Origin of the sequence: Leptospira chreensis (assembly GCF_016919165.1) — a bacterium.
Taxonomy (GTDB): domain Bacteria; phylum Spirochaetota; class Leptospiria; order Leptospirales; family Leptospiraceae; genus Leptospira_A; species Leptospira_A chreensis.
Genome location: NZ_JAFFPS010000006.1, coordinates 1 through 23494 on the forward strand (window position 1 = coordinate 1; position 23494 = coordinate 23494).

Sequence of the window (23494 nt, forward strand, 5' to 3'; positions counted from 1 at the left end):
ATATTTCGAGAATACAATTTATCTTCAAAAAGGATTGTGATATTTTTGATTTCGATTTGGTTTACAAAGTTGGCAAAGACTTTCGAGAAATAGTATTTTGTTTCTTCTAAACTGATTTCTTCTTTTTCTTTGCTAATTTCCGGAGCGGCTTTTTCTGAATTAGAAAGGATTCGTTCAAAAATGGGAAAGGATTCATCTTTTTCCCGAGTGATCTCCACGGTTCCCGTATTGAGGTAAATCTTCCTGATCTCTAAGGTTTGGCCAACAAAAACCCCGTAGTAAACTTCGATCCTGAGTTTATGAAGTTTGATGAGCTCATCTTCATTTTTAGAGACCGTTACTTCAGCAAGTTCAATGCCTGGAAATGGGAAAAAAACAGGTTCCGAGGTTTGGTAGTTCACCTGCAATCCTGTTAGTTGGTTCGTTGTATCTAAAATTAATTTTTTATAATAGTCTGGATCTGCAAGGAGCGGATACAAAATAAAAAACATCGTCATAGAAACGATAAATATCAAAGTGAGTAGGGTTTTACCGACCACTCCTTTGATTTTGTCTCGAATGCTTAAGTTCATCACAATTTTACTTTAAAGGGAAATGGCATTTTACTCTACGCGATTGTGTAGGAAATGTTTCCACAGGTTCTTCCGTTTTACAAATATCTTGAACGATGGGACATCTTGTATGGAATCTACAACCTTTAGGTTTATTCATCAAACTAGGTATTTCTCCCGTCAATGGCTTAGAAACTCTGGATCGATCCTTTAAATCGAAACTAGCAGAGAACAAGGCCTTTGTATAGGGATGTAGAGGTGAGTTACTTATTTCATCGCGACTGCCCTCTTCTACAATTTGTCCTAAATACATGACGGCAATTCGATCCGATACGTGTTTTACAATGTTCAAGTCATGAGATATAAACAAATAAGATAGGCCATATTTCTCACGTAATAACAAAATATTATTAATTACTTGTGCTTGGGTGGAAATATCCAATGCCGAAACCGCTTCATCACAAACCACAAGGTTTGGTTCTAAAATCAAAGCCCGAGCAATGGCAATCCTTTGTCTTTGGCCCCCACTAAACTCATGAGGGTAACGATGCAAAATATCAGAAGGTAAATTGACTTCACTTAATGCCTGAATTGCTTTTTCTTTTTTTTCGGAAAGGGATAATTTTGGGAAATGGATTTGTAAACCTTCGGTGATGATCTCCTCAATCGTAAAACGGGGATTCAACGAAGAATACGGATCTTGGAACACTACTTGGATTTTTCGTTTGAGAGCTTTTAATCCATCTTTGGGAATGTTTTTAATTTCCTTATCTTCAAACTGGATGGAACCAGAATCAAATGGTAATAAGGATAAAATCGCTCGGCCAATGGTGGACTTACCACATCCAGACTCACCCACGAGACCTAAAATTTTTCCTTGGGGAATGGAAAAACTAACTCCCTCTACGGCAACCAGTCGTTTGGAAGAAAAAGAAAGGGTTTGGGATTGTTTATAAGAAACAACCAAGTCTTTTACATTAAGCACTTTCCTTTCCTCCGTATAAAAAACATTCTACCAACTGGTATTCAGACATGGATACCGCTTTTGGAACTGACTGGTTACAAACAGGAAGTTTTTCACTACAACGTGTATGGAACCGACACCCTGTGGGATACGATTTGGGAGAAGGAACAATCCCTTCGATAGTAACTAGTTTTTTACCGATATTTTCATGAGTGGGATAAGCAGAAATCAAGGCTTTCGTATAAGGATGTTTTGGATTGTCAATGACCTCAGCCACAGTTCCTTGTTCGATGATCTTTCCTGCATACATCACGGCTATTCGATCGGCAATATGGCTCACAAGCCCAATATCATGAGAAATAAAAAGAACCGACATTCCATTTTCTTTGCGTAATTCTTTTAGAAGTTCAATCAACTGCAATTGGATGGTAACATCGATAGCACTCGTTGGTTCATCCGCGATTAAAATTTTTGGATCACACATGAGGGCCATAGCAATACAAACTCTTTGCAACATCCCACCAGAGAACTGGTTTGGGTATTGGCCGAGCCTTAATTTGGCATCGGTAATCCCTACTCTTTCTAGTAGATAGATAGCCTTCTCTTCCGCTTCTTCTTTCGAACCAAGTCCATGTAATAAAAATCCTTCTATCAGTTGGGCTCCAATTTTATGGAGGGGATTCAAAGCAGAAAATGGTTCTTGAAATACATAAGAAATTTCTTTTCCACGAACTGATCTTAGGTGGTCAGGCGTTGCCTTTAGTAAGTCGTGATCTTCAAATAAAATGGATCCTGTTGGATACAAAGTGGTATTGGATGGTAATAGTCTGGTGAGCGCCAAACTAGTGATCGACTTTCCACATCCAGACTCACCCACAAGGGCTAAGGTTTCCCCTTTTACCAAATGGAAATTGAGACTGTCGACAATGGGTAAAATTCCATCATCGGTTTTGATTTGAATGGATAGATCCTTGACTTCAATGGCTTTCGGATTTGGATTCATTCGTAAACCACCTTATCTTTGGGATCAAAGGCATCCCGTAATCCCTCACCCACAAATGCTGAAAATAAAATGGCGAGAAACAAAGCCACCGATGGGAAAGTAATCAACCACCAAGCCGTGAGTCTTTCTCTTCCTTGACCGATGAGCTCTCCCCAAGAAGGATTGGGAGCCGGAATTCCATAACCCAAAAAGTCCAAGGCCGAAAGCACAGAGATCGCAGAGATTAAAATAAAAGGTAAAAAGGTAACGAGGGGTGTGATGGAATTTGGCAACAAGTGGCGCATAATGATAGAAAAGGAAGAAGCTCCCAAAGTTTTTGCCGCATCCACAAACTGCTGTTTGCGGAGTTTTAAAAATTCCCCACGCATATAATAACTAAGGCCGATCCAACTTAAGGAACCATAAGTCACAATGAGGATCATAAACCCTCGTCCAAAAAACGAACCCATAATCAATATGAGATATAAAAATGGAATGGCAGAAAGGATTTCAATGATCCTTTGCAAAAATAAATCCAGACGACCCACAAAATAACCTTGGACCCCACCGATAAAGGAAGCAAGTAGGATCTCGACTACAATGAGGATCAAACTAAAAGTCATCGCGAGCCTGTATCCATAAATGATACGAGTGAACACATCCCGACCACGATCGTCTGTTCCCATCCAGTGACGAAGTGTCGGTTTGGAAGGAGGGTTTGTCCCTTCTTCTAAACTTTCCAAGTTGTCTTCATTCACACCAAAAGGAATGGGGGGAAATAACATATGATTGGAGGAATTTATAAACCGAGATTCTTTACTGAGTTTTTTATAATTGGGTTCTGTGAGATTGACCCCACCAAACTTTGTTTCTGGATAAAAGCTAAAAATCGGAAAGGAAACCTTCCCTTCATACAAAATAAACAATGGTTTGTTATTGATAAGGAGTGGGGAAAACAAAGACAAAACATAAGTATAAAAAAGAATTAACATCGAATAGTACGCACGTTTATTCTTTTTAAACTTTTCCCACTTACGAATGTTTGCCGGGTTTGATATAAAATTCATTCGAAATCAATCCTCGGATCTATGAGTATGTAACAGAAATCGGAGACAATTTTTCCGATGAGTCCTAAAAAACTTTGAGCGAGAAGTAAACCCATCATAAGATCCGTGTCTCTTTCTCTTACGGCTTCAAAACTAAGAAGTCCCATCCCATCGATATTAAAGACCAACTCAATGAACAAGGATCCTGAAAAAATCAAAGTTAAGTTACTTCCAAAACCAGTAGCAATGGGAATGAGAGAATTGCGGAAAGCATGACGAAAGATAGAATCAGAAAAACTAAGACCTTTGGATATGGCGGTGCGCACATATTCTTTTGCGATTTGATCTAGCAAACTATTTTTCATAAGCAATGTAAGAACTGCAAAACTCCCCACCACATAACAAATCACAGGTAAAAACATATGTGCCAGGCGATCGTTTACCTTTCCCCAAAAACTCAAATCTTCATAGAAATCAGAAACTTCATGTCCTAATGGAAAAAAGGAAAACACTTCCCCCGATGCAAACAGATACAAAAGTAACATCGCAAAGGCGAAAACAGGAAGAGAATATGTAAAAAAGATAATGAAACTTGATATGAAATCGAATCGGCTTCCTTCTTTTAATGCCTTTTGAATTCCGAGAGGAATACAAATCAGATAAGTTAAAAAGAATCCAGACAAACCAAAGAAAAGAGAAACTGGAAGTTTCTCTACAATGAGTTCTGATACCTTACGAGAGTGTAATCTTGATTCACCCAAATCAAACTGAACAATTTGTTTCAGCCAAAGTAGGTAAGCTACTGGTGCTGGTTTGTCTAAGTGGAGTCTTTGTTTGATGAGTTCAATTTCTTCCTGTGAAATTTGTTTCGTGGAAGCACCGGCCAAATTCCCCGTACCCTTTAGTTTGGCAATCTCACTATTGAGTGGGCCACCGGGTGCAAAATGAGAGATCAAAAAAACAAGGAAAGTGATTCCAAGTAGGGTAGGAAAGATGAGTAAAAACCGTTTTAGAAAATATTTCCACATATCTTAGAACTCCCACCACTCTTTCGGTTTTTCATAACCTTTCAATTCTAAATATCCCTTGGATGACTTTTTTTGGATTGGATCGATTGCTGTAACGCCACCTTCCCAATAGATTGTAGAAGTTGTCTTACTTCCATCAAACTCTTGTTCATTGAAAAGAGGGGAAACCATCCATTCTCCACCGGGATATTTGATTTTCCAGTGGAGTGGGTATTCGATTTTAGTCGTAGGACTTTTCCAATAGGCTCCGGTGGTCTCCATTTGGATCTGACCCGGTTCCTTCCAATAGGTAGTTTTACCTTCTGGATTTCGATAGGTTCCAAAAATCTCTGCGGTGACCACGGGCGATTCTCGAAATCGAAAGAATACATAGTCACCACCTAAATTATCCGACAAACAAATCCAATCCCAACCGGTTTCCCCTGTGGCAAGACTCGGAAGGGACTTGGAATTTTTCTCACTCCATTCGTGATCCATCCAAGAGTTTCCAGAAACAATTGTTTCTTTTTTCCCATTCACAAAAAGATTTCCTTTTGTTTTGAGTCTCGGATAACTATAGTAATACGAAAATATATTTGGATTTCGATTGGATTTGATCGAAATCCCATCTTTGCCATGAACGAGGATTTTTCCATTTCCTTCTAATTCCAAATCCAAACTTAAATCTTTTGATTTAGACTGTGCCTGGATATGAAATTGATCTTTCGAAATAATCTCTAATCGGTAATCCCCACTATAAATATTTTTTTCTGAATAACCGGCAAGATCACCTATTGTTCGTTTGATGGATTGAGAACTTTTATACTTTTTTGAAGAAAAATCGGAAATGGCAAAATGAACGGGAAAAATTTCAGGATTCCAATCTTTATCTTCGGAAAATTTCAATCGAAAAAAAGACAATTCATACCCGTACTGATTCCCAGAACTGGATTCAATATGACCAACAAAGTAACACCACTCCAATCCAAAATCAGAATGGAAACTATGATCTTTCGGAAAACTAAAATGAAAAAAGAGAAGGGATAGGATTACAATTTTAATTCTATTCATCAGGTAAGGACTCCCACTTCTTTTCAAGTGGAAGGATATGAATGTAAGATGGATCAATTCGTTTCATTTTTTCAATGGCATCTTTCATTTTTTTCTTTTCATTTAACTTTCTGTATACTAACGCTAAGTTATATAAATTAGATAGTTTGGAATCATTGATTGAATGTGCTTTTTTCCACTCGATTTCTGCTTTTTCAAACATTTCCATTTGGTAATAACAATAACCCAAAACCGAATGGGATTTGAAATGATTGGTTTTGAATTTATTATACGATTCTAATAAACGAATGGCTTTATCAAAGTCCCTACTGTGAGCCAGAGCTTTCCCATAGGAGAGTTGTGTGTCGAGTTCACGAGGTAAAATTTGGTGTGCCTTTTCATAAAGGTTCACAGCTTCCTGAAACTCTTTTTTAAGATAAGCTTCATCTCCCTTAGCCTTAATTACATTGAACTCAGGAAGTCTTGGAGACAACTGAAGGCCAAGAAGTGTGATATCATCCATAGGATCTGTGCCCATGGTAAATTCTTTGTGGTTTGTGAGAATGGTCTCTACAGTTTCTTGGATGGATTTTTCAACACAAGATTCTATGATTTGAATGAGTTTCGTTTCTCCAAACGCAAGGCCCTTATCATTTTCCGCTTCTGTCAAACCATCTGTGTATAAAAACAATTGATCCCCAGGTTCCAATTGGATTTGAAAATCAAGAAAGGTCTCTCCGGCATCGGGAAACATTCCGAGAAAGGTTCCATCCCCTTCACAGATTTCTGCCTTTCCTGTTTTGGCTTTGAATAAAATGGGTCTTGGGTGGCCGGCAACAGAATACAAAACTTTATAATCATCATGGATCAAAGCATAAACGCAAGTTGTGTATCCTTGTTGTTTGACTAAATCCAGTAACTCCCGATTGATGAGTTTGAATATTTCGGATGGTTTTGATTTTTTAAAATTGGAAAACAACATTTTGGATAATGCTGTAATAAAAGCGGCAGGAACACCGTGGCCGGAAACATCACAAACCGCCACTCCCAACTTATTCATGTTATACGGAAAGTAATCGTAATAATCCCCACTCACCTCTTGCATTGGAGTAAATCCAGTCCAAAACTGAATTCCATTCCAATCGGGGATGATTTCTGGGATCAGACCTTTTTGGATGTTTTTGGCAAGGCGTAAGTCCTTAGCCATAGAGAGTTGTTTTTTTTCCAACTCCTGTTTGAATGATTTTAATACTTCAACGGCCGCTTCTAAATCTCGATTTTCAATCGCCAGCTCGCGAGACCTCCGAACCACATCTTTGACATCCACAATGGAAATTTCTTCCAATTGGGAATCCGTTCTAGATGTGACCATCACTCTATGTCGGTTCGAGATATCATCTTTTGTCAAACGAGACCGTGATAAAAACAAATTGTCTTCCAACCAATCCATCTCATATTCATTGGATTCACTACCGAATAAAATATCCTCACCTAACTCCTTGTGAGACATGTGAATTCCAAAAAGCCTGGTTTTTGTCATTCGGATATTGAATTCTTTCAGTTCAAAGAGTACGGCAAGGCCATTCAGCATTCCTTGAAAAAAAACGGCATCATACCACTTCTCTTGGTATTCGGGTAAATAATTAAATACAAATGTTACTTTTTGATCGGCAACTGGTTTTACGTTTAGATATACAGCGCGTGTTAGTCGACCAATTAGAATTGGTAACCGTTGGATCATCTCCACCAAATCAATTCGTGAATCATCTAAAGGAAGTAAATCATACGCATTTGTGATGAGACTTTCAGTGCCCAGGTGGTATAAGATTCCAGAAATATCGAGGGATTGGGCAATGATTTGAATGATTTTATCTTCCAAATCTTGCGAGATCCAATAATTGGGATCTTTTAGAATTCGGGTATAAACTGTATCTTCTAAGATTTCAGGAAATGGGTTGGTGTGGCGCGATAGATGGTTCTCGCGTTGGTAAACTTGGACCAATCCCGAGACACGTTTTGATGATATTTCTCTTCCTGCGTGCAGTGGCAAAACCCTCACCGTAGTTTCCCTTCGGTAGGAGAAAAATAAATTTCAATCGATCCCTAGGCAATAGATTTTTCAATGGAGATATGATTTGGTATCTCCGTGTCTTTGGTGTTTTTGTTTTGGTCTTTGCATTTGCCATATTCCGACAAAGTGAAACTCGGATCGAGCGGACCTGGGACGTACAGAACAAACCCGAACAAGTCCAAAAGATTCTCTATGACTCCTTCCAACCCAAATCCCAACGACCACCAGCGGTGGGTGAAACCTGGGAAACCAAAGTCATGGGGGAACTAGTAAAATGCACGACAACGGTTGCCATCGCACAAGGAAAATCGGAATTCCAAATTCTAGCGGAAGGTTTCAAACACTATCGCATCTTAAAAGAATCCTATAGGTGGGAAACGAACCAGAACGGTGTTCGTATCTATGGAACCTGGGAATTGGAAACCAATCCAAACACTCTTTCCAAACTACTCTTTTTATTCTTTAGCAATGCAGACCTAGACCACATTGCCTCAGGAAAACAAAAACTATTCTAAGATTTAGACTTTGTACTTTCGAGTAAAACGGTTGCCATCACCATCACACCTTCACTACGACCAAGCGAACCCATTCCTTCGGAAGTGGTGGCTTTGATCGAAACACAATCTAACGGCAATTTGGTGATATTTGCCAATGAGGCATTCAGCTCGGCACGGATAGGACTGATCTTGGGATGGTCTCCCACATAAGTACAATCGACATTCACAAGTTTAAACTTTTTTTCGGCAATCAGTTCCAAACATTTCTCAACAATCCGAGAGGACTTCATATTTTTGTATTGTGGGTCTGTATCGGGAAAATGAACCCCAATATCACCGAGGGCCAAAGCTCCGAGAATGGCATCAGCGACTGCATGTAAAACCACATCGGCATCACTATGACCAAGAAGAGCAAATTCCGATTTGATCTCAACACCCGCAAGGACAAGAGGGCGAAAGGGTTCGTGGATTAATTTATGAAAATCGATTCCGTTTCCAACTCTAAACATAGATCCTACTTTTTATAACTCAATTCTAACATACGATTCACAGATTTTTGTGCGAGACGAATCACTTCTTCATCCAAAAAGATTTCATACTGTTCTTTGAGAAGAGCATCTCTTACTTTTTCCAAAGTAATTTTTTTCATATGCGGACAAGTTTGACAAGTGGATACAAATTCTTTTTCCGGAAATTCGGCCCGAAGGTTGTCTCCCATCGAACACTCGGTCACTAACATAATTTTGTTGGTTTTACTTTGTCGAATGAAATCCACCATTTGCGAAGTAGAGCCAGAAAAATCAGCCTCTTTCACAACATCTTCATGACACTCAGGATGAGTAATCACAGTCAGTCCTTCACTGAACAATCGTTTTGCGGAACGAATATCTTCCGGAGTATACATTTCGTGAACCATACAACGACCTGGATGCGAGATGATGGTTTTAGAGGTTTGGTTTCGCACATTTCCTGCCAAATATTCATCGGGCAAAAAAATCACCGTATCCCCTTCCACTGCGTTGACGATTTGCACGGCATTGGCTGAAGTGCAACATACATCCGTTTCTGCTTTTACTTCCGCCGAACAGTTGACATACGTGACTACGGGAACTCCAGGATATTTGGCTTTGAGAGCTTTGACATCCTCTCTTGTGATGGCTTCTGCGAGAGAACAACCAGCTTTTAGATCAGCGATTAGCACTCTTTTTTCTGGAGATAGGATTTTGGCCGTTTCTGCCATAAAATGAACTCCATTAAAAAGGATCATATCCGCCTTGGTTTCCTTTGCCATTTTGGAAAGATACAAAGAGTCTCCAATGATATCCGACACGCCCCAGAACACATCCGGTGTCATATAATTATGGCCGAGGATCACTGCGTTTTTTTCTTTTTTGAGGCGGTTAATTTCTTCCGCTAAGGGAAGGATCCGTTCTTCAATTTCATGGGGAAGGTAAATAGGATTTAATTTTTGGACCAGTTGGTCTTTAGTTACCAGCGACATATAACACTCCTTAAGTGAATATCAAAACGGATCGGAACGTAAGATGGTGTCTGTTTCTCGAAGCCCTGAATCTGTAGGTGGAACTTCATTTTCTAAAGATCCACATTGATTGAAAGCTTCGCGCCAAGATAGTTCCGCTTGCGAGGTCCCTGTTCTTTGGACTCTTCGGTAGTCAGAATTAGAATTAAAAGAATTTTGGTTACAAGCTTTGGCAATATTATATGCTAAATTTATTTTTGTAAAACAATCAAAGTACAAAATAGCAACGGCATCGGTACTCAATTCTTGGGGAAGGATTTCTCCTTTCAAACGAGACACAAGCCCCGAACAGACGCTCAAACTTGAATCGGCAGTGGCCACACAATTTGATTCCGATAAAATAAATCTTTGACAAGCGGAATTGATACCGTTCCCCTGCGATAGGATCGAACTGAGTAATTCTGTTTCAGAATCCTCTTTCGTTTCTTGTTTACAACCATTTGCCCCAAAGACAATGCCCACAAACAAAAAGAAAATCATCACCTTCCTTCTCATACTGATTCTACTTTCCCTCCTTTTGGGTGGTCTTGTCTATTTCCTTTTTCAGAAAAAAACGAACCCCGATCACAAGGAATCTTCTTATGATTCCCGTTCTGAGGTCTATTGGCAGAGGTTACAAAATCGTCCCGAGGTTCTCCTCGGACCCGGATATCCATCCGACTTACGTGATTTTTTAGAAACCCTGCGCGGTAAAGAATCCTACCTTTGGAAGGGAGACCGTGACCAAACTTATGCCTATTTACTAGAAACCTATCCTGATGAAAGAGGCCATGTTCTCTATGCGGTTTATATAGCTTTTATGAACTGGAAGGAAAAAACGGGGGAAGTCGAAAAGGAAGAAGGTCTTTCTTCTTATGAAAAACTAACAGCTGTGAATCGTATATCCGAAGAGATTTTTCCCCTCGCCTTACGCACCCTCCTCTTTCCCAAACACCCCACCACTCCTCCGGTTTGGCTTCTTTCTTATCTGGAAGATTATGTTCAGAAAAATCCCTACAGTTATGCAAGGGAAAGGAAACGGATTTTTCTGAAGAAAAAAGCCGAACTCTACCAAAAGGAAAAATGGGAAATCCAGGCCTGGGAAAGCCCTATGTTTTTTCGCCAAGTTGTCGATTTGCTCTACGCGAGAGAATTATTAGAAATGTCCGAAGAGGAAAGAACTTCTTATCGCAGTGCAAAAGTAGAGGAACTGAAAGTCGATTTTTGGAATTGACAAGACCGGTTTTCGTCCCCCATATGAGTGGGGTTATGAAACAAATTCTTTTCTCCTTTCTCTTAGTAGGATTCTTATTCCAATGCAGTAGCAGTCCCAAACGACTTGACAACGCTGATGATTATATCTCCGACTCAGGTGGGCTCACTAGCCAAGAACTGGTGAAAGCTGCTGACAAACTAGCAGGCCAAATTGCGGAGTACTTTAAAGAAAACCCGCATGAAGAAGGTGTCTTTGTGGCTCACTTCCCCACACGTAACGATACGTCGGAACAAATCCAAACAGAACTTTTTGACAACGCCTTTGTTTCCAAACTCATCAAAGGTAAAATTTATACAGTTCGCACAAAAACAAGAGAACAGTCGCTTAACGAAATCCAGTTCAGTTTGTCCGGACTGACTTCCAACAGACTCTCAATTGGAAAACTCAAATCTCCGAATTTCTTTGTCCGTTGCGAAATCAACGAAAACATGTTTACCTCTGACGGAGAAAAAATCGTAGAACAGTCCATCAATATCGAACTTGTAGAAGTGGAAACCACCATCGCTGTTTGGTCTGAAAAAGTTTCGTATCGTAAACTTGCTGTTCGCGGAAATAAAGGGGTTAGCTGGTAATCCCTGCCCATCATTTCATGAAAAAAACAATTCTCTTTCTTTCTCTTTTCATTCTCGGTTGTGCTAGTGATTACAATAAAATCATCAAAGCAACCGAGTCGGCGTACTATGGGCAAGATTATGATTCTGCCATTCCTAAAATTAGAGAACTTTACGAAGGTTCCTCTAGTAAGGACAAACTTCTATTTTTGATGGAAGCAGGTATGATTTTTCATACCAAAGGAGATTACGTAACCTCCAATAAAGTTTTCAAAGAAGCAGAAGATTTAGCAGACAATATCAGAGTTAGTATGACGAGGTCTGGACTTTCGTTTATCCTTTCCGATAACGAATCCAATTATACCGGTGAAGACTTTGAAAGAGTCATGATCAAGTTCTACATTGCGAACAATTATCTCCTGCAAGGGGATACCAATAACGCAAAAATTTATTTCCGAAGGCTCGACTTCGAATTAAAAGAAATGCGTTTTTTGGCGGCAGAATATCGCCAAAACAATGCAGCAAGACTGATTGACGCTTATGTTTCCGAATCTTTAGGTCGTTACAATGATGCACGAGTCCAATACAAAAACATGGAACAACTCATTGGAAAAAGCCAAAACCTAATCGCCGACAGATACTTGTTAGCTGCTAAAGAAGGAGACTCTGGAGACCAATCCAAATATGCGGCCGGCCGTTCCAGTTTGCAGGCCTACAGTAGTTCCATGCAAAGGACATCTCCCGAAAACGAAAAACTTTCCGAGGTCATCATCATCCACGAAGCAGGTAAGTCGGCCATCAAAATGTCTCGTGGAAAATTAATCGAAGATGAATACTTTGCTGCTGCCCTTCGTGGTGCTGTGGAAAAAGGACTTTGGGCCAAAGGGGCTGGTGCTTCCCTTACAGGTGCCATTGCGGCATTATCTGTTGCTGAAAATCCCATTCCGATTTATAAGGAACGAGATCCCAAAGGTTCTCTCCCTAAAAAATACTACATCAACGGTGTGGATGTTGGATATTCCGATATCATGAACAATTATTCTGAAACAGCGATGAATAATTTTAATGAAAACTACAAAGCTCTCATTACCAAAAACTTAACTTCACTCGCAGTCAAAGTGGTAGCGGCAGTGATTGCTTCCGAAGCTATGGCTCGTGCGATCGAATCGGGTGGAAGAGGTAAAAACAATGATTTGGTTTCGGGACTCATTCGAGTGGCTGCAGGTGCGGCCGCTGGTCTTGCCGTTGCACAAACCATTGCTCCAGACTTACGTTGTTGGAGGACCATTCCTTCCAACTTCCAAGTGAAACGAATTCTTTTAGCTCCCGGAGAATACGACTTTAAAGTAGAATCTCCAGGATCTGTTGTGACTGCCGCTCCGAAAAAACTTCTCGTAGAAGCCGGCAAACCGTTGTTTGTTTCGGTTCGTTCGTATTCGAACTAACTAACTTCTAGTCGTTTTTTCTTCTTAAAAAAGCAGGGATATCGTAATCCTCTCCGTAATTTTGAAACGGGGAGGATTGTTTTTGAGAAGAAAATCCTCGGTTCGATTGGCGGATGGACCTTGTCGAATCCACTTCTTTCCCAAATCCAGAATCTTTTTCCTCAGACTTTCGGACATAAACCATAGGAGAAATGGATTCTTCTGAACCCACGGCCTTTTGTTCCCTTTGGTATTGTTTCCCTCTTTTGTTAAATCCAGTCGCAATCACTGTCACCCGAATTTGGTCCGAAAGGTTCGTGTCTTCATTGAGTCCAATGATGATATTGGCATCGGGATCTGCTTGTGCTGTGATGATTTGAGAAACTTCATTCCATTCGTGAATGGTAAGATCATTTCCGCCGGTCACGTTGATGAGAAGGGACTTAGCCCCTTGGATGCTAGAATCTTCAAGGAGTGTGTTGTTAATGGCCTGTTCGACAGCTTCACTCACACGAGTTTCCCCACGCCCTTCGCCTACACCTAAAATTGCATCTCCAGTATCTTTCATAATGGTTTTTACATCAGCAAAGTCTACATTGATGATTCCTGGATGGTTGATGATATCACTGATCCCACGAACCCCATTTAACAAGATATCGTCGATCACTCGGAAAGCCATATCCACAGGTGTGTTTTTATCCACTACTTGAAAGATAGAATCATTCCGAATGGTGATGAGGGTATCTACATTGGCACGGAGTTGGTCGATTCCTTGTTTCGCAAGTTCAGCTCTTCTTTTTCCTTCAAAGGAAAAAGGAACTGTGACCACACCGACCACTAAACATTTCATTTCTTTGGCGATGGCTGCAATGATAGGAGCGGCTCCGGTTCCTGTTCCCCCACCCATTCCCGCAGTGACAAAAACCATATCGGCACCTTTGAGGGCTGATATAATTCGTTCCTTATCTTCGAGGGCTGCTTTTTCTCCCAGTTCTGGATCCCCACCGGCACCCATCCCTCGAGTCACTTTATTACCCAATTGGATTTTGACTTCTACAGGAGATTTTAATAATACTTGTTCGTCGGTGTTCATCACAATAAAATCAACACCCGTCATTTTGGCATGAACCATACGAGTGACGGCGTTCATTCCACCCCCACCAACTCCAATGACTTTGATAATAGCAGGGCTTGTTTTTTCTTCTTCTAGGTACAACATCGACATATCCTTAGAGATTATTCTCCATCCAACGACGAACCTTCTTCATCCAACCGTCTGAATCAGATCCGGAATGCATGTTTCTTTGTTCTAAGTTTTGTATTTTTGAGCTATATTTGATAAGACCAACAGCAGTAGCATATTCGGGAGAAGAAATTTTATCCACAAGGCCACTAAGACCTGCCGGTTTTGCACGACCGACTGACAGACGTAATACTTCCTCAGCAGTGGCTTCTATTCCTTGTAAAAGAGAGGATCCTCCTGTAAGGATCACCCCTCCCGCCAAACTAGACTTAAATCCTGACCGCACTAGTTCATGATCGATCATTTCTAAAATTTCACGAACCCTTGGTTCCAAAATTTCTACCAGTTCCTGACGGAATACAGACCGAGCGGGCCTACCTGAGATCGAAGGGATTTCGAATTTTTCTGTAGGGTCCACCATATCAATGCGAGTGTGGCCATATCGTTTTTTGATGACTTCTGCTGTTTCTACAGTGGTTTTTAAACCAATGGAAATATCGCTTGTGATATGGAATCCACCAAAGGGAACCACTGAGGAAAAAGCAATTCCCCCATCGACATAGATGATGATATCACAAATTCCAGCCCCAATGTCAATAACTGCGGTTCCCAAATCCTTTTCACCCGAAGTGAGGATGGCTTCGGAAGAAGCAAGACTAGATAACACTCGGTCCATTTGCAAAAGGCCGGCTTGTTCGACACAACGATCAATGTTATTGAGAGCCGTGTTTCCACAAGATACAATATGTACTTCTGCTTCTAACCGAACCCCAGTCATTCCAATCGGATCTTTGATATTGACTTGGTCATCGACTTTGAATTCTTTAGTGAGGACATGGATGACTTGTTGGTCGTTCGGGACATGAACCGCTTGTGCGGCTTCCACAACTCGCATAATATCTGTTTCAGATACAATACGTTCTCTGTTGGTAACAGCGATGATTCCTTTTTCATTGAAACCGTGCACTGACTTTCCAGAAACATTCACAACGACTGCATTGATTTCTTGGCCGGCCATCAGTTCAGCATCACCAAACGCCTCTATGATGGACTTGGTTGTTGTTTCTACATTGACAATGGATCCGTTTTTGATACCGGCAGACGGGTACACTCCCGTTCCGATAATTTCAATTTCGTGATCTCCCACAAGTCGCCCAATGACAACTTTCACCAGAGAGGATCCTAAATCCAAGGCCGTTATGATAGGTACGTCATCATAGCTCATATTAATGATAAATTGCGTCCTCGCCTCTTAAGTCTATGGAAACAGCTTTTACTGATTCTGCTTCCATATAAGCTAAGGATGCATATAATTTGCGAAATACATTCAATTCTAATTTATCACCTAAGTATACTTTGATGGAGTTTGGTGATTTTAAATACATAGTATAATTGCCGTCACGTTCAGCGACGAGTTCTGAAATTCTAGATTTAAGTGCAGGGTAAAGGGAAAGAGCATGTCGCATTTCTTTGGTGATATCAAAAATCTGTCGGCCTTCTAGTTTCTCTTCCCCGACGGTGAACTGCCCACTAATCACAATGGTATGATTAGCTAACACTTGATCTCTGGAAAGTATCTCCAGATCTTCATCCACTTCATACAGGGAATTTCCTACATGTATGACAAATTCGGCGACTTTCTCCTGTATGTTGATAATCAAAAAACCGTCTGGGTCTCTAGTGATTCGAACCTTCCGAATTCTTGGATGATCTGAGAGTTTTTTCTCCCAATCTTTCCAATCCCCTATCATCGGTGACTCTGGATCCACTCCTAAATAAGTGAGAACCAAAGGAGGAGAAAGAGCCACAAGGCCTTCCCATTCCAAACGATCCACCGGCTTCACAGGTCTACCCCAACGAAAGATCAGTCCAAGAGCCACAAGGCCTACAAAGACCAATAGGATCGGAACCACGCGTCCAAATCGTTTTTCTTTGATTTCTTGGGGGGTGTCAACCATATATTGATTATGTCACATAGTTAGGTTGTTTGGAAAGCAATAATATGAATTAGAGAATTAAGAGGGTACAAAAAAAGGTCAGGCGAACCTGACCTTTCTCACAAATCTCAAACTGGTGTTTGGGATTGTTTAGTTTTGTGCTACCTGCATGGACGGTTTAGTTAGATCCATAGAGATAGTGCGGTATTTTTTAGCATCTTTTTCAAGAGCCTCAGCACGGCGAAGAAGTTCACTTCTCTCGTTCATTTGGCTAATGGCTTTTCCACCGCGAGTAGATCCTGCTCTGTCACGAAGTGCCTGAGCCATCTCTACTTTTTCTTTAGCGACATTCGCTAGGTATTCCGAAACGGCAGATTTTTGCGCTGGAGTCGTTGCTTGGTCAATCATAGCAGACTCCAAAAGCTCCAATCTTTCGTTTGTATCTAAAGCTTGGAGATTTGCTGTTACAAGTCCAAAAGCCAAGATCCCTGTTGCGATAATCTTTGTTGTTTTCATGTGATCCTCTCTAGAGTGGGAACCTCTTTTTCCGATTCCCTTTGTTTGTTCTATGACTCTAGAAAACTTCTCGTTGCGATTAAATTCAATCTGAAATTCCATAGAATTTGCCATCGATTGCCCCAAATCAGGAAAAAAAGTTAAATTCAGATTAATATTAATCATTTATGGATTAAATTTAATCAAATCATTCATAATCTGGCTCGAAACAGCAACTATAGAGGGAATCCCGGCCTATCTGGAATCAAAAAAACCCTCCGAAGAGGGTTTTGGTTAGTATTTGGTTTTGGTATAACTCAATTTTTTATTGAGGATGATGTCCACATTGGTCACTTCTCCCGGTTGGACATGGATCTCCGAATTTTCCAATTTCATTTCTTCCATGAAACTAGCTCGGATTTCGTATTTGCCCGGTTTTAAGTTGGTAAACCAAAAGTATCCATCTTTGTCAGTAGTGACTTTGAAGATTTGGTTGGTGGAGACCACAGTCGGCATATAGATTGGGTGTTTTTCGATCGGGTTGTCCAAGGTTTTGAAAAACACTCGGCCCCGAATCGCACCAAATCCATCCATCGAGTTGACGGCGTCCACAGTGACGGTCTGTTTCGGAAGGACAGCAGTGGCCGTTTTGTAGATCGGATATTTGTCCGCACGGATTTCAATTTGGTGCACTCCGGCAGGTAGGTTATCTATTTTCACATTGTAGATATCTCCCTGAACCAAAGTTCCATTTTTGGAAACCGATCCCCAAATTTTAGATTTCTCTGTTGTGACTTGGGAAGTGTATTCCTGATCATCCACAAGGACTTTGATGGACCTTACTTTGTCTTCTGGAGTTGAAGATTTGAGTTTCCCCTGTTTGTTCAGAAGGTCATAAGGAGACTTGGTGGCCGCTCCCCCATAGGACTTGTCTTTGATGATGGAAGTGCGGATGAGGATACTTCCTGTTGTGACAGAAGGGGGTGCCGGTGGTTCCGCTTCCGTAATCGGAGGGATGACCACTGTGGTTTCGTTGGCCGGTGTTGGTTCCGGTTCTGGTGCCACTGGAGGTGTCGTTGTATTATTGTTTGGTGGTGTTGTGTTTTCCACCGGTGTGATCGGAACGTTAATCACCACGTTCGGTGGTTTTGGCGGAGGGGTTTGTGGTTTTGGAGAACCTGACAAAAAGATCCCTGCGGCATTTCCAGAAACTTGCGGGGTCTGTTCATGGTTGAATTGGCGAGCCATCTTGACTGTCTCTTCCTTGGCAACAAAGAAGGCTTCGAGGGCTGTCACCACACTGTCTTTGTTTAAATCCCCTTTTTCTAGGGCATTTCCAAAGTTATAAGTAAAGATCCCATGGTTGATGGTTCCTCCCACTTCGATAGAGGTTTGGTCATCGTCCGAAGAGGAAATCACAGCTTTGTCTTGGAAGAAGTAGTCTTCTGCGTTTTGGCGGACAACCCCATCATTCCCCTGGGCAATCGGGATCTCGGCAGCACCGCGGGTATTTTTCCCTTTTTTGGCAATCCCTCCCGAATAACAACAGTCCATCACAAGAACGGTTTTTTGGGATTTGATATCGGTTAAAAATTCGTTTAATTCTTCATCAGAAATATGAGGGCGATCGTAACAAATGAGATAGTTACGCATTCCATTTTTTGCCTTTGCATCTTTCATATACATTCCGTGGCCGGAGAAGTATAAAAACACAGAGTCCTCTTTTCCTACAACTTTACCCAATTGGGAAATCGCGTTTTTTACATTATCGCGAGTGACCATGGAACCTAACAGGACTTTGATATCCTTGAAGTTTCCTTTCTTTTGGATTTTTTCTTTTAGAAATGTTGCGTCTGCTTCGCAGAGGTTCAACTCAGGGATTTTAGCTGTGTTCCCTTTGTAGTTAGTTCCAATGAACAACGCGTAACGGTTCTGCCCAAACACCGGTACACCGATGAGATAGGCCGATAGAATACAAACAAATATGTTTCGAAACGAAAACATGATTGGGTTTCCTCTTATCCGGATGGAGTGCCTCATTCTCCAACATCAGAAATCGGAAATCAATTGGATTTTTATTTAGAATGCAAAAAACGGAACACTTGCGGAAGAACATAATTACGGAATTCTTCGTTTACCCGTTTTTCTCCTCGGCAATCGTAATGGATATTATCTACAAATCGGTCGCTTGGGTAGGAAGAATCGGGAAAGAAAAAGAAGCCCACATCGGGATTTTCTCTAAAAAAAGTTTTTAGATCAGCCAGTAAATCTTGGGATTCCCTAGATTCTTGGCCTTCCTTCATCCAAGGCATATAAACCATTCCAAATTGAATTCCTTGGGAACGTGTGTATTCGATCAGTTCTTTTAATACAATAAAGTCTGGTTTGTGATACACATAAGGTTTTGGATTGGATCGCTCGGCTTCCCATTCCTTTCTAATCAATTCTTTAGAAAACAAAACAAGTTCTGGTTTCAATCGATTGGAAATATTGTATTTTCCAAAGTGGCGATTGATTTGGTCTTCAATGGTAAAATTGTCTTCTAATTGGGAAGATGCTGGTTTACAAAGTCCTGCTTCTACATTTTCACAGGACTCACAAAACAAAGACCGTGCTTTGTAATTTTTATCTACCTTCCAATTGGTTTGGCTTAAGGCATTGCGAATCGCACCATGAAATCTGTAGGATTCGTATAGAAGTGGAGTTGCTTTGGAAAGGATAAACAAACGTTCCACACCAGAGTATTGTTCGGATAGTTCCGAAAATGTAAATTGGTGGAGGTAACGATGGCCAAAAAATTCCCAAAGGATTTGGTTTGCGTCTTCTTGTTTTCCACTATAGCTGATAATATTGGTAGGAGTGGGTGTGCGAAAAAAATTCTTCTCGATTCCTTCTTTCCACCTTCGATTCATAAAAGCGGGAATGGTTTCGTTTTCCTTTACTGATTTGCCATCGGGATCGTACAAAGGTGGGCCATACCCCGTAGAATATAGTTTTGGGGATGCGGCAAATAAAACCATCTTCGGTTTGGCATTTCCCTTTTTTAAATACTTATCCAAAAAGAAACGATAGTACTTTGGCCCCATGGCCGGCAAACTATGATTATAAACAGAATATTCAATACCTGGTTCTCTCGGATAACCGGCAAGAGCCATTGAGCGAGAATCACCTAACACAATAATATCGGCATCACCCTTTCCCGATTCGACAAAGTTTTTCTTTAAGTTTACAAAGAAAATTTCTGGTTGTTCCAAATAGTGGATTCCTGTAAACCGAACCACAAGTTCCAATACCAAAAAAACTAAGAGGGTGATCCCTATTCCTAAAAATTTAGAACGCAAAGTAGATTACCTCCTTCCCAAAAACTCCACGAGTGAGAATGAGAAATCCCATAAAGGATAATACAAAAACTTGGACAAGAGGATGGGATACAAAAACCCAATACCTTTCTTTTTTAAAGTAAGTGATTCCATCAATGATAAGCAGTGGTAAGAAGATTCTGAAGTATTCTCCAAAAAGTCCCACCATATCCTTAATATTATTGTTTGGATTCATATCCCAATTCCAAAAGGACAAAATTTTTCCCATATAGAGAAACATCATGTTGGCATCATAAGAACGAAATCCTACACCACTAAACACTACGAGTGTATAAATCAATACGCGACTAAAGGTTCCTGTGAGTATGCTGAGAAGTTTTTCTTGTAACGAAGGTTTTGTGAGTTCATCAGTTTCTTTTTTGTCTTCTTTCTTTTTAGCAAAAAAGACTAGATAGATGATGGTGTAAATACCTTGCAAACATCCCCAAGTGATAAAGGTCCAATTGGCGCCGTGCCAAAGCCCCGATAAGAAAAAGATAATAAATAAGTTTCTGTACTGGGCAAACTTACCGTATTTACTTCCCCCAAGAGAAATATAAATATAATCCCGAAACCACCGATTCAGTGTTACATGCCAACGATTCCAAAACTCGGTTGGTGTTTTCGAAAATTCTGGAGTTTCAAAATTGATGGTGAGAGTGACACCGAGAAGGCGGGAAACACCAAGAGCAATAAAAGAATACCCAGCAAAGTCACAGTAGATCTGCGTTAAAAATAAAAATCCACCAGCAAACACTTGAGAACCATCCATGGCTTGGATGATGTCTGGATTTTGTGTGTAAATGGACTTTCCTGCAAGGAAGACTTGGTCTACATAGGTGGCTAGGTTATCGGCCACATAAACTTTCATAAAGTAACCAAGAAGGATGTCATACAATCCTTTCTGCACCCCGTCCATTGTAGGGAATTTTGGTTTTTTCAATTGAGGGAGAAGGTCTTGGGCTCTTTCAATCGGACCTGCGACAAGTTGCGGAAAATAATTCACAAAGAGAGCAAAATCAAAGAAGTCGCGTTCCGCTTTGATCTGTTTCCGAAACACATCAATGGTGTAGGACATGGTTTGGAAGGTATAAAAACTGATCCCTACAGGAAGGATGATATTTCGTAACAAATACGTATTGGTATCGGTTGCCGCCGTGGAACCAAGCCACAAAGCCAATTGGTTCCACGAATCAATGAGGTTTACTGCGAAAAAATCGTAGTACTTCATGGTAAAGAGTAGGCCCAAGTTAGCGATTATGGAAACTGATAGATAGAGGCGGCGGCGGGTTTTGTTTTCTGTGCCTTCAATGAAGATAGCAGCACAATAGTCGATAACGGTACTAATGAGAATGAGGGTGAGAAAAAACCACTCCCACCATCCATAAAAAAAGTAGGATGCTAGTAACAACCAAAGGTTCTGCGCGCGGTAGGCCCATTTTTGTTTTCCGGCAAACCATCCGAATCCCAAAAAGACCGCATACACGATAAGAAAGAAGATGAAAAAGACAAAGGTATTAAAAAGCATCGGTCTTCGTTACAATTTCCGGATCACTCGATTCTGTAAAATTCAAAAATGGGGGTAAAATGGGGAATCTTATCGTTGACCCTTTCGGATTTACGGAAATCTTGAGAGTTACCTTGGATCTACGATCGGAACTCAAAACCAAATTCGGTTTTTCGGAATTTCGCCCGGGCCAAGAAGAGGCCATTCGTTCCGTGCTTATGGGGCAAGACACCTTGGCCATTTTACCGACGGGTGCCGGAAAGTCTCTCATCTACCAACTCCCTGCGGCCATCCAAACAAACAAACTAACATTAGTTATCTCTCCTCTCATTGCTCTGATGAAAGACCAAACCGAGAGTTTACTTGCCAAAGGAATTCCTGCAGCTTTTTGTAATTCTACTCAGGATGAAGTGGAACAAATGACCATCCTTGCCAAATCGGTGAAGGGCGAAATTCGAGTCCTACTCGTTTCACCAGAACGGGCTCTGTCCAATGGATTTCTTCGTATCTTTCGAGAACTCGATTTGTTTTCCCTTGTTGTGGATGAAGCCCATTGTGTGTCGCAATGGGGACATGACTTTCGTCCCGAATACCGCCAAATCCATGTTTTACGAGAACGCCACCCTCGCCCTAATTTTCCTATCCTGGCCCTGACAGCAACGGCTACAGAAAAAGTCCAAAAGGATGTTCAGTCTTCTCTTGGGATGAAGACACCTAACGTGGTTCTATCTACTTTTTTTAGGCCCAATTTAAAATTCAGTGTGGAATACCCTGCTGCCGAAAGGGACAAAGCCGACAGACTGATAGAACTTTTAGAACCATGGAAAGACGGAAGAAAATTTCCGGGACGAGCCATCGTTTACTGTGCCACTCGGAAAAAAACCGATGAGACCTATGATCTTTTGAAAGACTTTGGATTCTCTGTAGGAAAATACCATGCCGGTAGAACTGATGGGATCCGAGAACGAACCCAAAATGCTTATACCTCTGGTAAAGTTCCTATCCTTGTCGCCACCAATGCCTTTGGAATGGGGATGGACCAACCTGATGTTCGTTTGGTGGTGCATTACCAAGTTCCTGCCTCTCTGGAAGCTTATTACCAAGAAGCGGGTCGGGCTGGAAGAGATGGACTTGGTTCGGAATGTGTTTTGTTTTATAAAGCGGGGGATGTTGCCACCCAAACCTTTATGTTGTCCAAAGAAACCAACTTCAAAGGGGGCGACACTCTTCTCAAATACATCAAGGAATATGCCAATAAAGAAGAATGTAGGCAGGTCCAACTTTGTTCCTACTTTGGCGAAACCATTTCTCCTTGTGGAAGTTGTGATATCTGCACTGAAATCGGTGCCAATCTCCATCGTTCCAAGTTTTTAAAAACAGAGGCAGCCAAGGTTCAAAAGAAAAATGAAAAAAGGGATTATCCACTTTCCGAATGGGAAGAAGAAACCATTCAAAATTTTTTGAAAGAACATCCGGCCGTATTTGGAAAAACCATCATTGCCAAAACTCTTGTGGGCAAACGCACTAAAGATGTACTCAGATACAGAATGGAACGAAATCCATTCCATGGAAAATTGGATGGGATCCCCGAAGAAGCAGTTGTCGCAAAATTAGAAATCTGGGTGGAACAAAAAAAAGTTCTCGTGGCCGGAGCCAAATATCCAAAACTCTATTTACCCAATTTTACAAAAATAAAAACAAAAGTAGCAGCATCTAACTCTGATGATGTGAGTGGTTCCATTTCTAAAGTCAAAAAACCACCCACCCTCAATTCACAAATTCTAAAAGAACTCATAAACTACCGAGATCGGAAAGCAAGACAACTCAAATGGAAAAAGTTTATGGTATTTCAAAATCCAGTTCTCAAACGAATTGCAGAAAGAAAACCAAAGAACTTATCCGAACTAGAAGCCACAAAAGGTGTGGGGCCGGCCAAAGTGGAACGGTTTGGAAATGATATCATTGAAATCTTATCCAAATGGGACTAAGAAGTCTCCTTGAATCAAAACAAAACC

22 protein-coding genes are annotated in these 23494 nt (G+C 40.9%); 5 read left to right on the forward strand and 17 right to left on the reverse strand.

Annotation, left to right across the window (positions count from 1 at the left end; translation table 11 throughout):
* The 7 genes from JWG41_RS00825 to JWG41_RS00855 form a co-directional block, all read right to left on the reverse strand.
* Positions 1 to 572: AsmA family protein (locus JWG41_RS00825; RefSeq protein WP_205268085.1), on the reverse strand; the 572-nt coding region annotated here is incomplete at its 3' end.
* A gap of 7 nt (positions 573 to 579) precedes the next feature.
* Positions 580 to 1536, reverse strand: a complete 957-nt coding sequence (locus JWG41_RS00830; RefSeq protein WP_205268086.1) for an ABC transporter ATP-binding protein — start codon at positions 1534 to 1536, stop codon at positions 580 to 582.
* Entirely contained in the window at positions 1529 to 2518 is a 990-nt protein-coding gene (locus JWG41_RS00835) for an ABC transporter ATP-binding protein (protein WP_205268088.1), read from the reverse strand. The genes JWG41_RS00830 and JWG41_RS00835 overlap by 8 nt, the downstream gene beginning before the upstream one ends.
* Complete coding sequence (locus tag JWG41_RS00840; RefSeq protein WP_205268090.1) at positions 2515 to 3564, reverse strand: ABC transporter permease; 1050 nt, start codon at positions 3562 to 3564, stop codon at positions 2515 to 2517. The genes JWG41_RS00835 and JWG41_RS00840 overlap by 4 nt, the downstream gene beginning before the upstream one ends.
* Complete coding sequence (locus JWG41_RS00845; protein WP_205268091.1) at positions 3561 to 4571, reverse strand: ABC transporter permease subunit; 1011 nt, start codon at positions 4569 to 4571, stop codon at positions 3561 to 3563. The genes JWG41_RS00840 and JWG41_RS00845 overlap by 4 nt, the downstream gene beginning before the upstream one ends.
* A gap of 3 nt (positions 4572 to 4574) precedes the next feature.
* The gene (locus JWG41_RS00850) at positions 4575 to 5621 is read right to left on the reverse strand and encodes a carotenoid 1,2-hydratase (protein WP_205268092.1); all 1047 of its coding nucleotides are present in this window, start codon (positions 5619 to 5621) and stop codon (positions 4575 to 4577) included.
* A complete protein-coding gene (locus JWG41_RS00855; RefSeq protein ID WP_232373599.1) occupies positions 5614 to 7650 on the reverse strand; it encodes a SpoIIE family protein phosphatase in 2037 nt (678 codons plus the stop codon). Before JWG41_RS00855 ends, JWG41_RS00850 begins: the two co-directional genes overlap by 8 nt.
* 80 nt (positions 7651 to 7730) lie before the next feature.
* On the opposite strand from JWG41_RS00855, the gene JWG41_RS00860 reads away from it, so the two are divergent.
* Positions 7731 to 8186 carry a hypothetical protein gene (locus JWG41_RS00860; protein WP_205268094.1) on the forward strand — a complete coding sequence of 152 codons (456 nt, stop codon included), beginning with the start codon at positions 7731 to 7733 and terminating at the stop codon, positions 8184 to 8186.
* On the opposite strand, the gene ispF is transcribed toward JWG41_RS00860, so the two are convergent.
* From ispF to JWG41_RS00875, 3 genes are read right to left on the reverse strand one after another with little or no spacing between them, the layout of a single operon-like run.
* A complete protein-coding gene (gene ispF / locus JWG41_RS00865; protein ID WP_205268095.1) occupies positions 8183 to 8677 on the reverse strand; it encodes a 2-C-methyl-D-erythritol 2,4-cyclodiphosphate synthase in 495 nt (164 codons plus the stop codon). The two genes, JWG41_RS00860 and ispF, sit on opposite strands and share 4 nt — an antisense overlap.
* A 5-nt stretch (positions 8678 to 8682) precedes the next feature.
* A complete protein-coding gene (nadA, locus tag JWG41_RS00870; RefSeq protein ID WP_205268096.1) occupies positions 8683 to 9669 on the reverse strand; it encodes a quinolinate synthase NadA in 987 nt (328 codons plus the stop codon).
* A gap of 21 nt (positions 9670 to 9690) precedes the next feature.
* Complete coding sequence (locus JWG41_RS00875) at positions 9691 to 10188, reverse strand: hypothetical protein (RefSeq protein WP_232373600.1); 498 nt, start codon at positions 10186 to 10188, stop codon at positions 9691 to 9693.
* On the opposite strand from JWG41_RS00875, the gene JWG41_RS00880 reads away from it, so the two are divergent.
* From JWG41_RS00880 to JWG41_RS00890, 3 genes are read left to right on the forward strand one after another with little or no spacing between them, the layout of a single operon-like run.
* A complete protein-coding gene (locus tag JWG41_RS00880; RefSeq protein WP_205268100.1) occupies positions 10163 to 10921 on the forward strand; it encodes a hypothetical protein in 759 nt (252 codons plus the stop codon). The two genes, JWG41_RS00875 and JWG41_RS00880, sit on opposite strands and share 26 nt — an antisense overlap.
* A gap of 35 nt (positions 10922 to 10956) precedes the next feature.
* Positions 10957 to 11535 (forward strand): penicillin-binding protein activator LpoB, encoded by a 579-nt coding sequence (locus tag JWG41_RS00885; RefSeq protein ID WP_205268101.1) that lies wholly within the window; start codon positions 10957 to 10959, stop codon positions 11533 to 11535.
* A gap of 17 nt (positions 11536 to 11552) precedes the next feature.
* On the forward strand, positions 11553 to 12959 hold the full coding sequence (locus tag JWG41_RS00890; protein ID WP_205268102.1) for a COG3014 family protein: 1407 nt from the start codon (positions 11553 to 11555) through the stop codon (positions 12957 to 12959).
* Between the two features lie 7 nt (positions 12960 to 12966).
* Here JWG41_RS00890 and ftsZ read toward each other — a convergent pair whose 3' ends face one another.
* The 7 genes from ftsZ to JWG41_RS00925 form a co-directional block, all read right to left on the reverse strand.
* Positions 12967 to 14157, reverse strand: a complete 1191-nt coding sequence (ftsZ, locus tag JWG41_RS00895; RefSeq protein ID WP_205268104.1) for a cell division protein FtsZ — start codon at positions 14155 to 14157, stop codon at positions 12967 to 12969.
* A 10-nt stretch (positions 14158 to 14167) separates the two neighbouring features.
* Positions 14168 to 15406 carry a cell division protein FtsA gene (gene ftsA, locus JWG41_RS00900; protein ID WP_205268105.1) on the reverse strand — a complete coding sequence of 413 codons (1239 nt, stop codon included), beginning with the start codon at positions 15404 to 15406 and terminating at the stop codon, positions 14168 to 14170.
* Between the two features lies 1 nt (position 15407).
* Positions 15408 to 16139: a cell division protein FtsQ/DivIB gene (locus tag JWG41_RS00905; protein WP_205268106.1), complete on the reverse strand. Its 732-nt coding sequence runs from the start codon at positions 16137 to 16139 to the stop codon at positions 15408 to 15410.
* Between the two features lie 129 nt (positions 16140 to 16268).
* A complete protein-coding gene (locus JWG41_RS00910) occupies positions 16269 to 16634 on the reverse strand; it encodes an LIC_10421 family protein (RefSeq protein ID WP_205268108.1) in 366 nt (121 codons plus the stop codon).
* 273 nt (positions 16635 to 16907) lie between these two features.
* Positions 16908 to 18617 (reverse strand): caspase family protein, encoded by a 1710-nt coding sequence (locus JWG41_RS00915; RefSeq protein WP_232373601.1) that lies wholly within the window; start codon positions 18615 to 18617, stop codon positions 16908 to 16910.
* Positions 18618 to 18688: 71 nt separating this feature from the next.
* A complete protein-coding gene (locus JWG41_RS00920; protein ID WP_205268109.1) occupies positions 18689 to 19954 on the reverse strand; it encodes a DUF1574 domain-containing protein in 1266 nt (421 codons plus the stop codon).
* The gene (locus JWG41_RS00925; RefSeq protein WP_205268110.1) at positions 19944 to 21500 is read right to left on the reverse strand and encodes an MBOAT family O-acyltransferase; all 1557 of its coding nucleotides are present in this window, start codon (positions 21498 to 21500) and stop codon (positions 19944 to 19946) included. Before JWG41_RS00925 ends, JWG41_RS00920 begins: the two co-directional genes overlap by 11 nt.
* Positions 21501 to 21559: 59 nt before the next feature.
* Between JWG41_RS00925 and JWG41_RS00930 the strand changes: the two genes are divergently transcribed.
* Positions 21560 to 23467, forward strand: a complete 1908-nt coding sequence (locus JWG41_RS00930; RefSeq protein ID WP_205268111.1) for a RecQ family ATP-dependent DNA helicase — start codon at positions 21560 to 21562, stop codon at positions 23465 to 23467.
* Positions 23468 to 23494 lie beyond the last annotated feature (27 nt).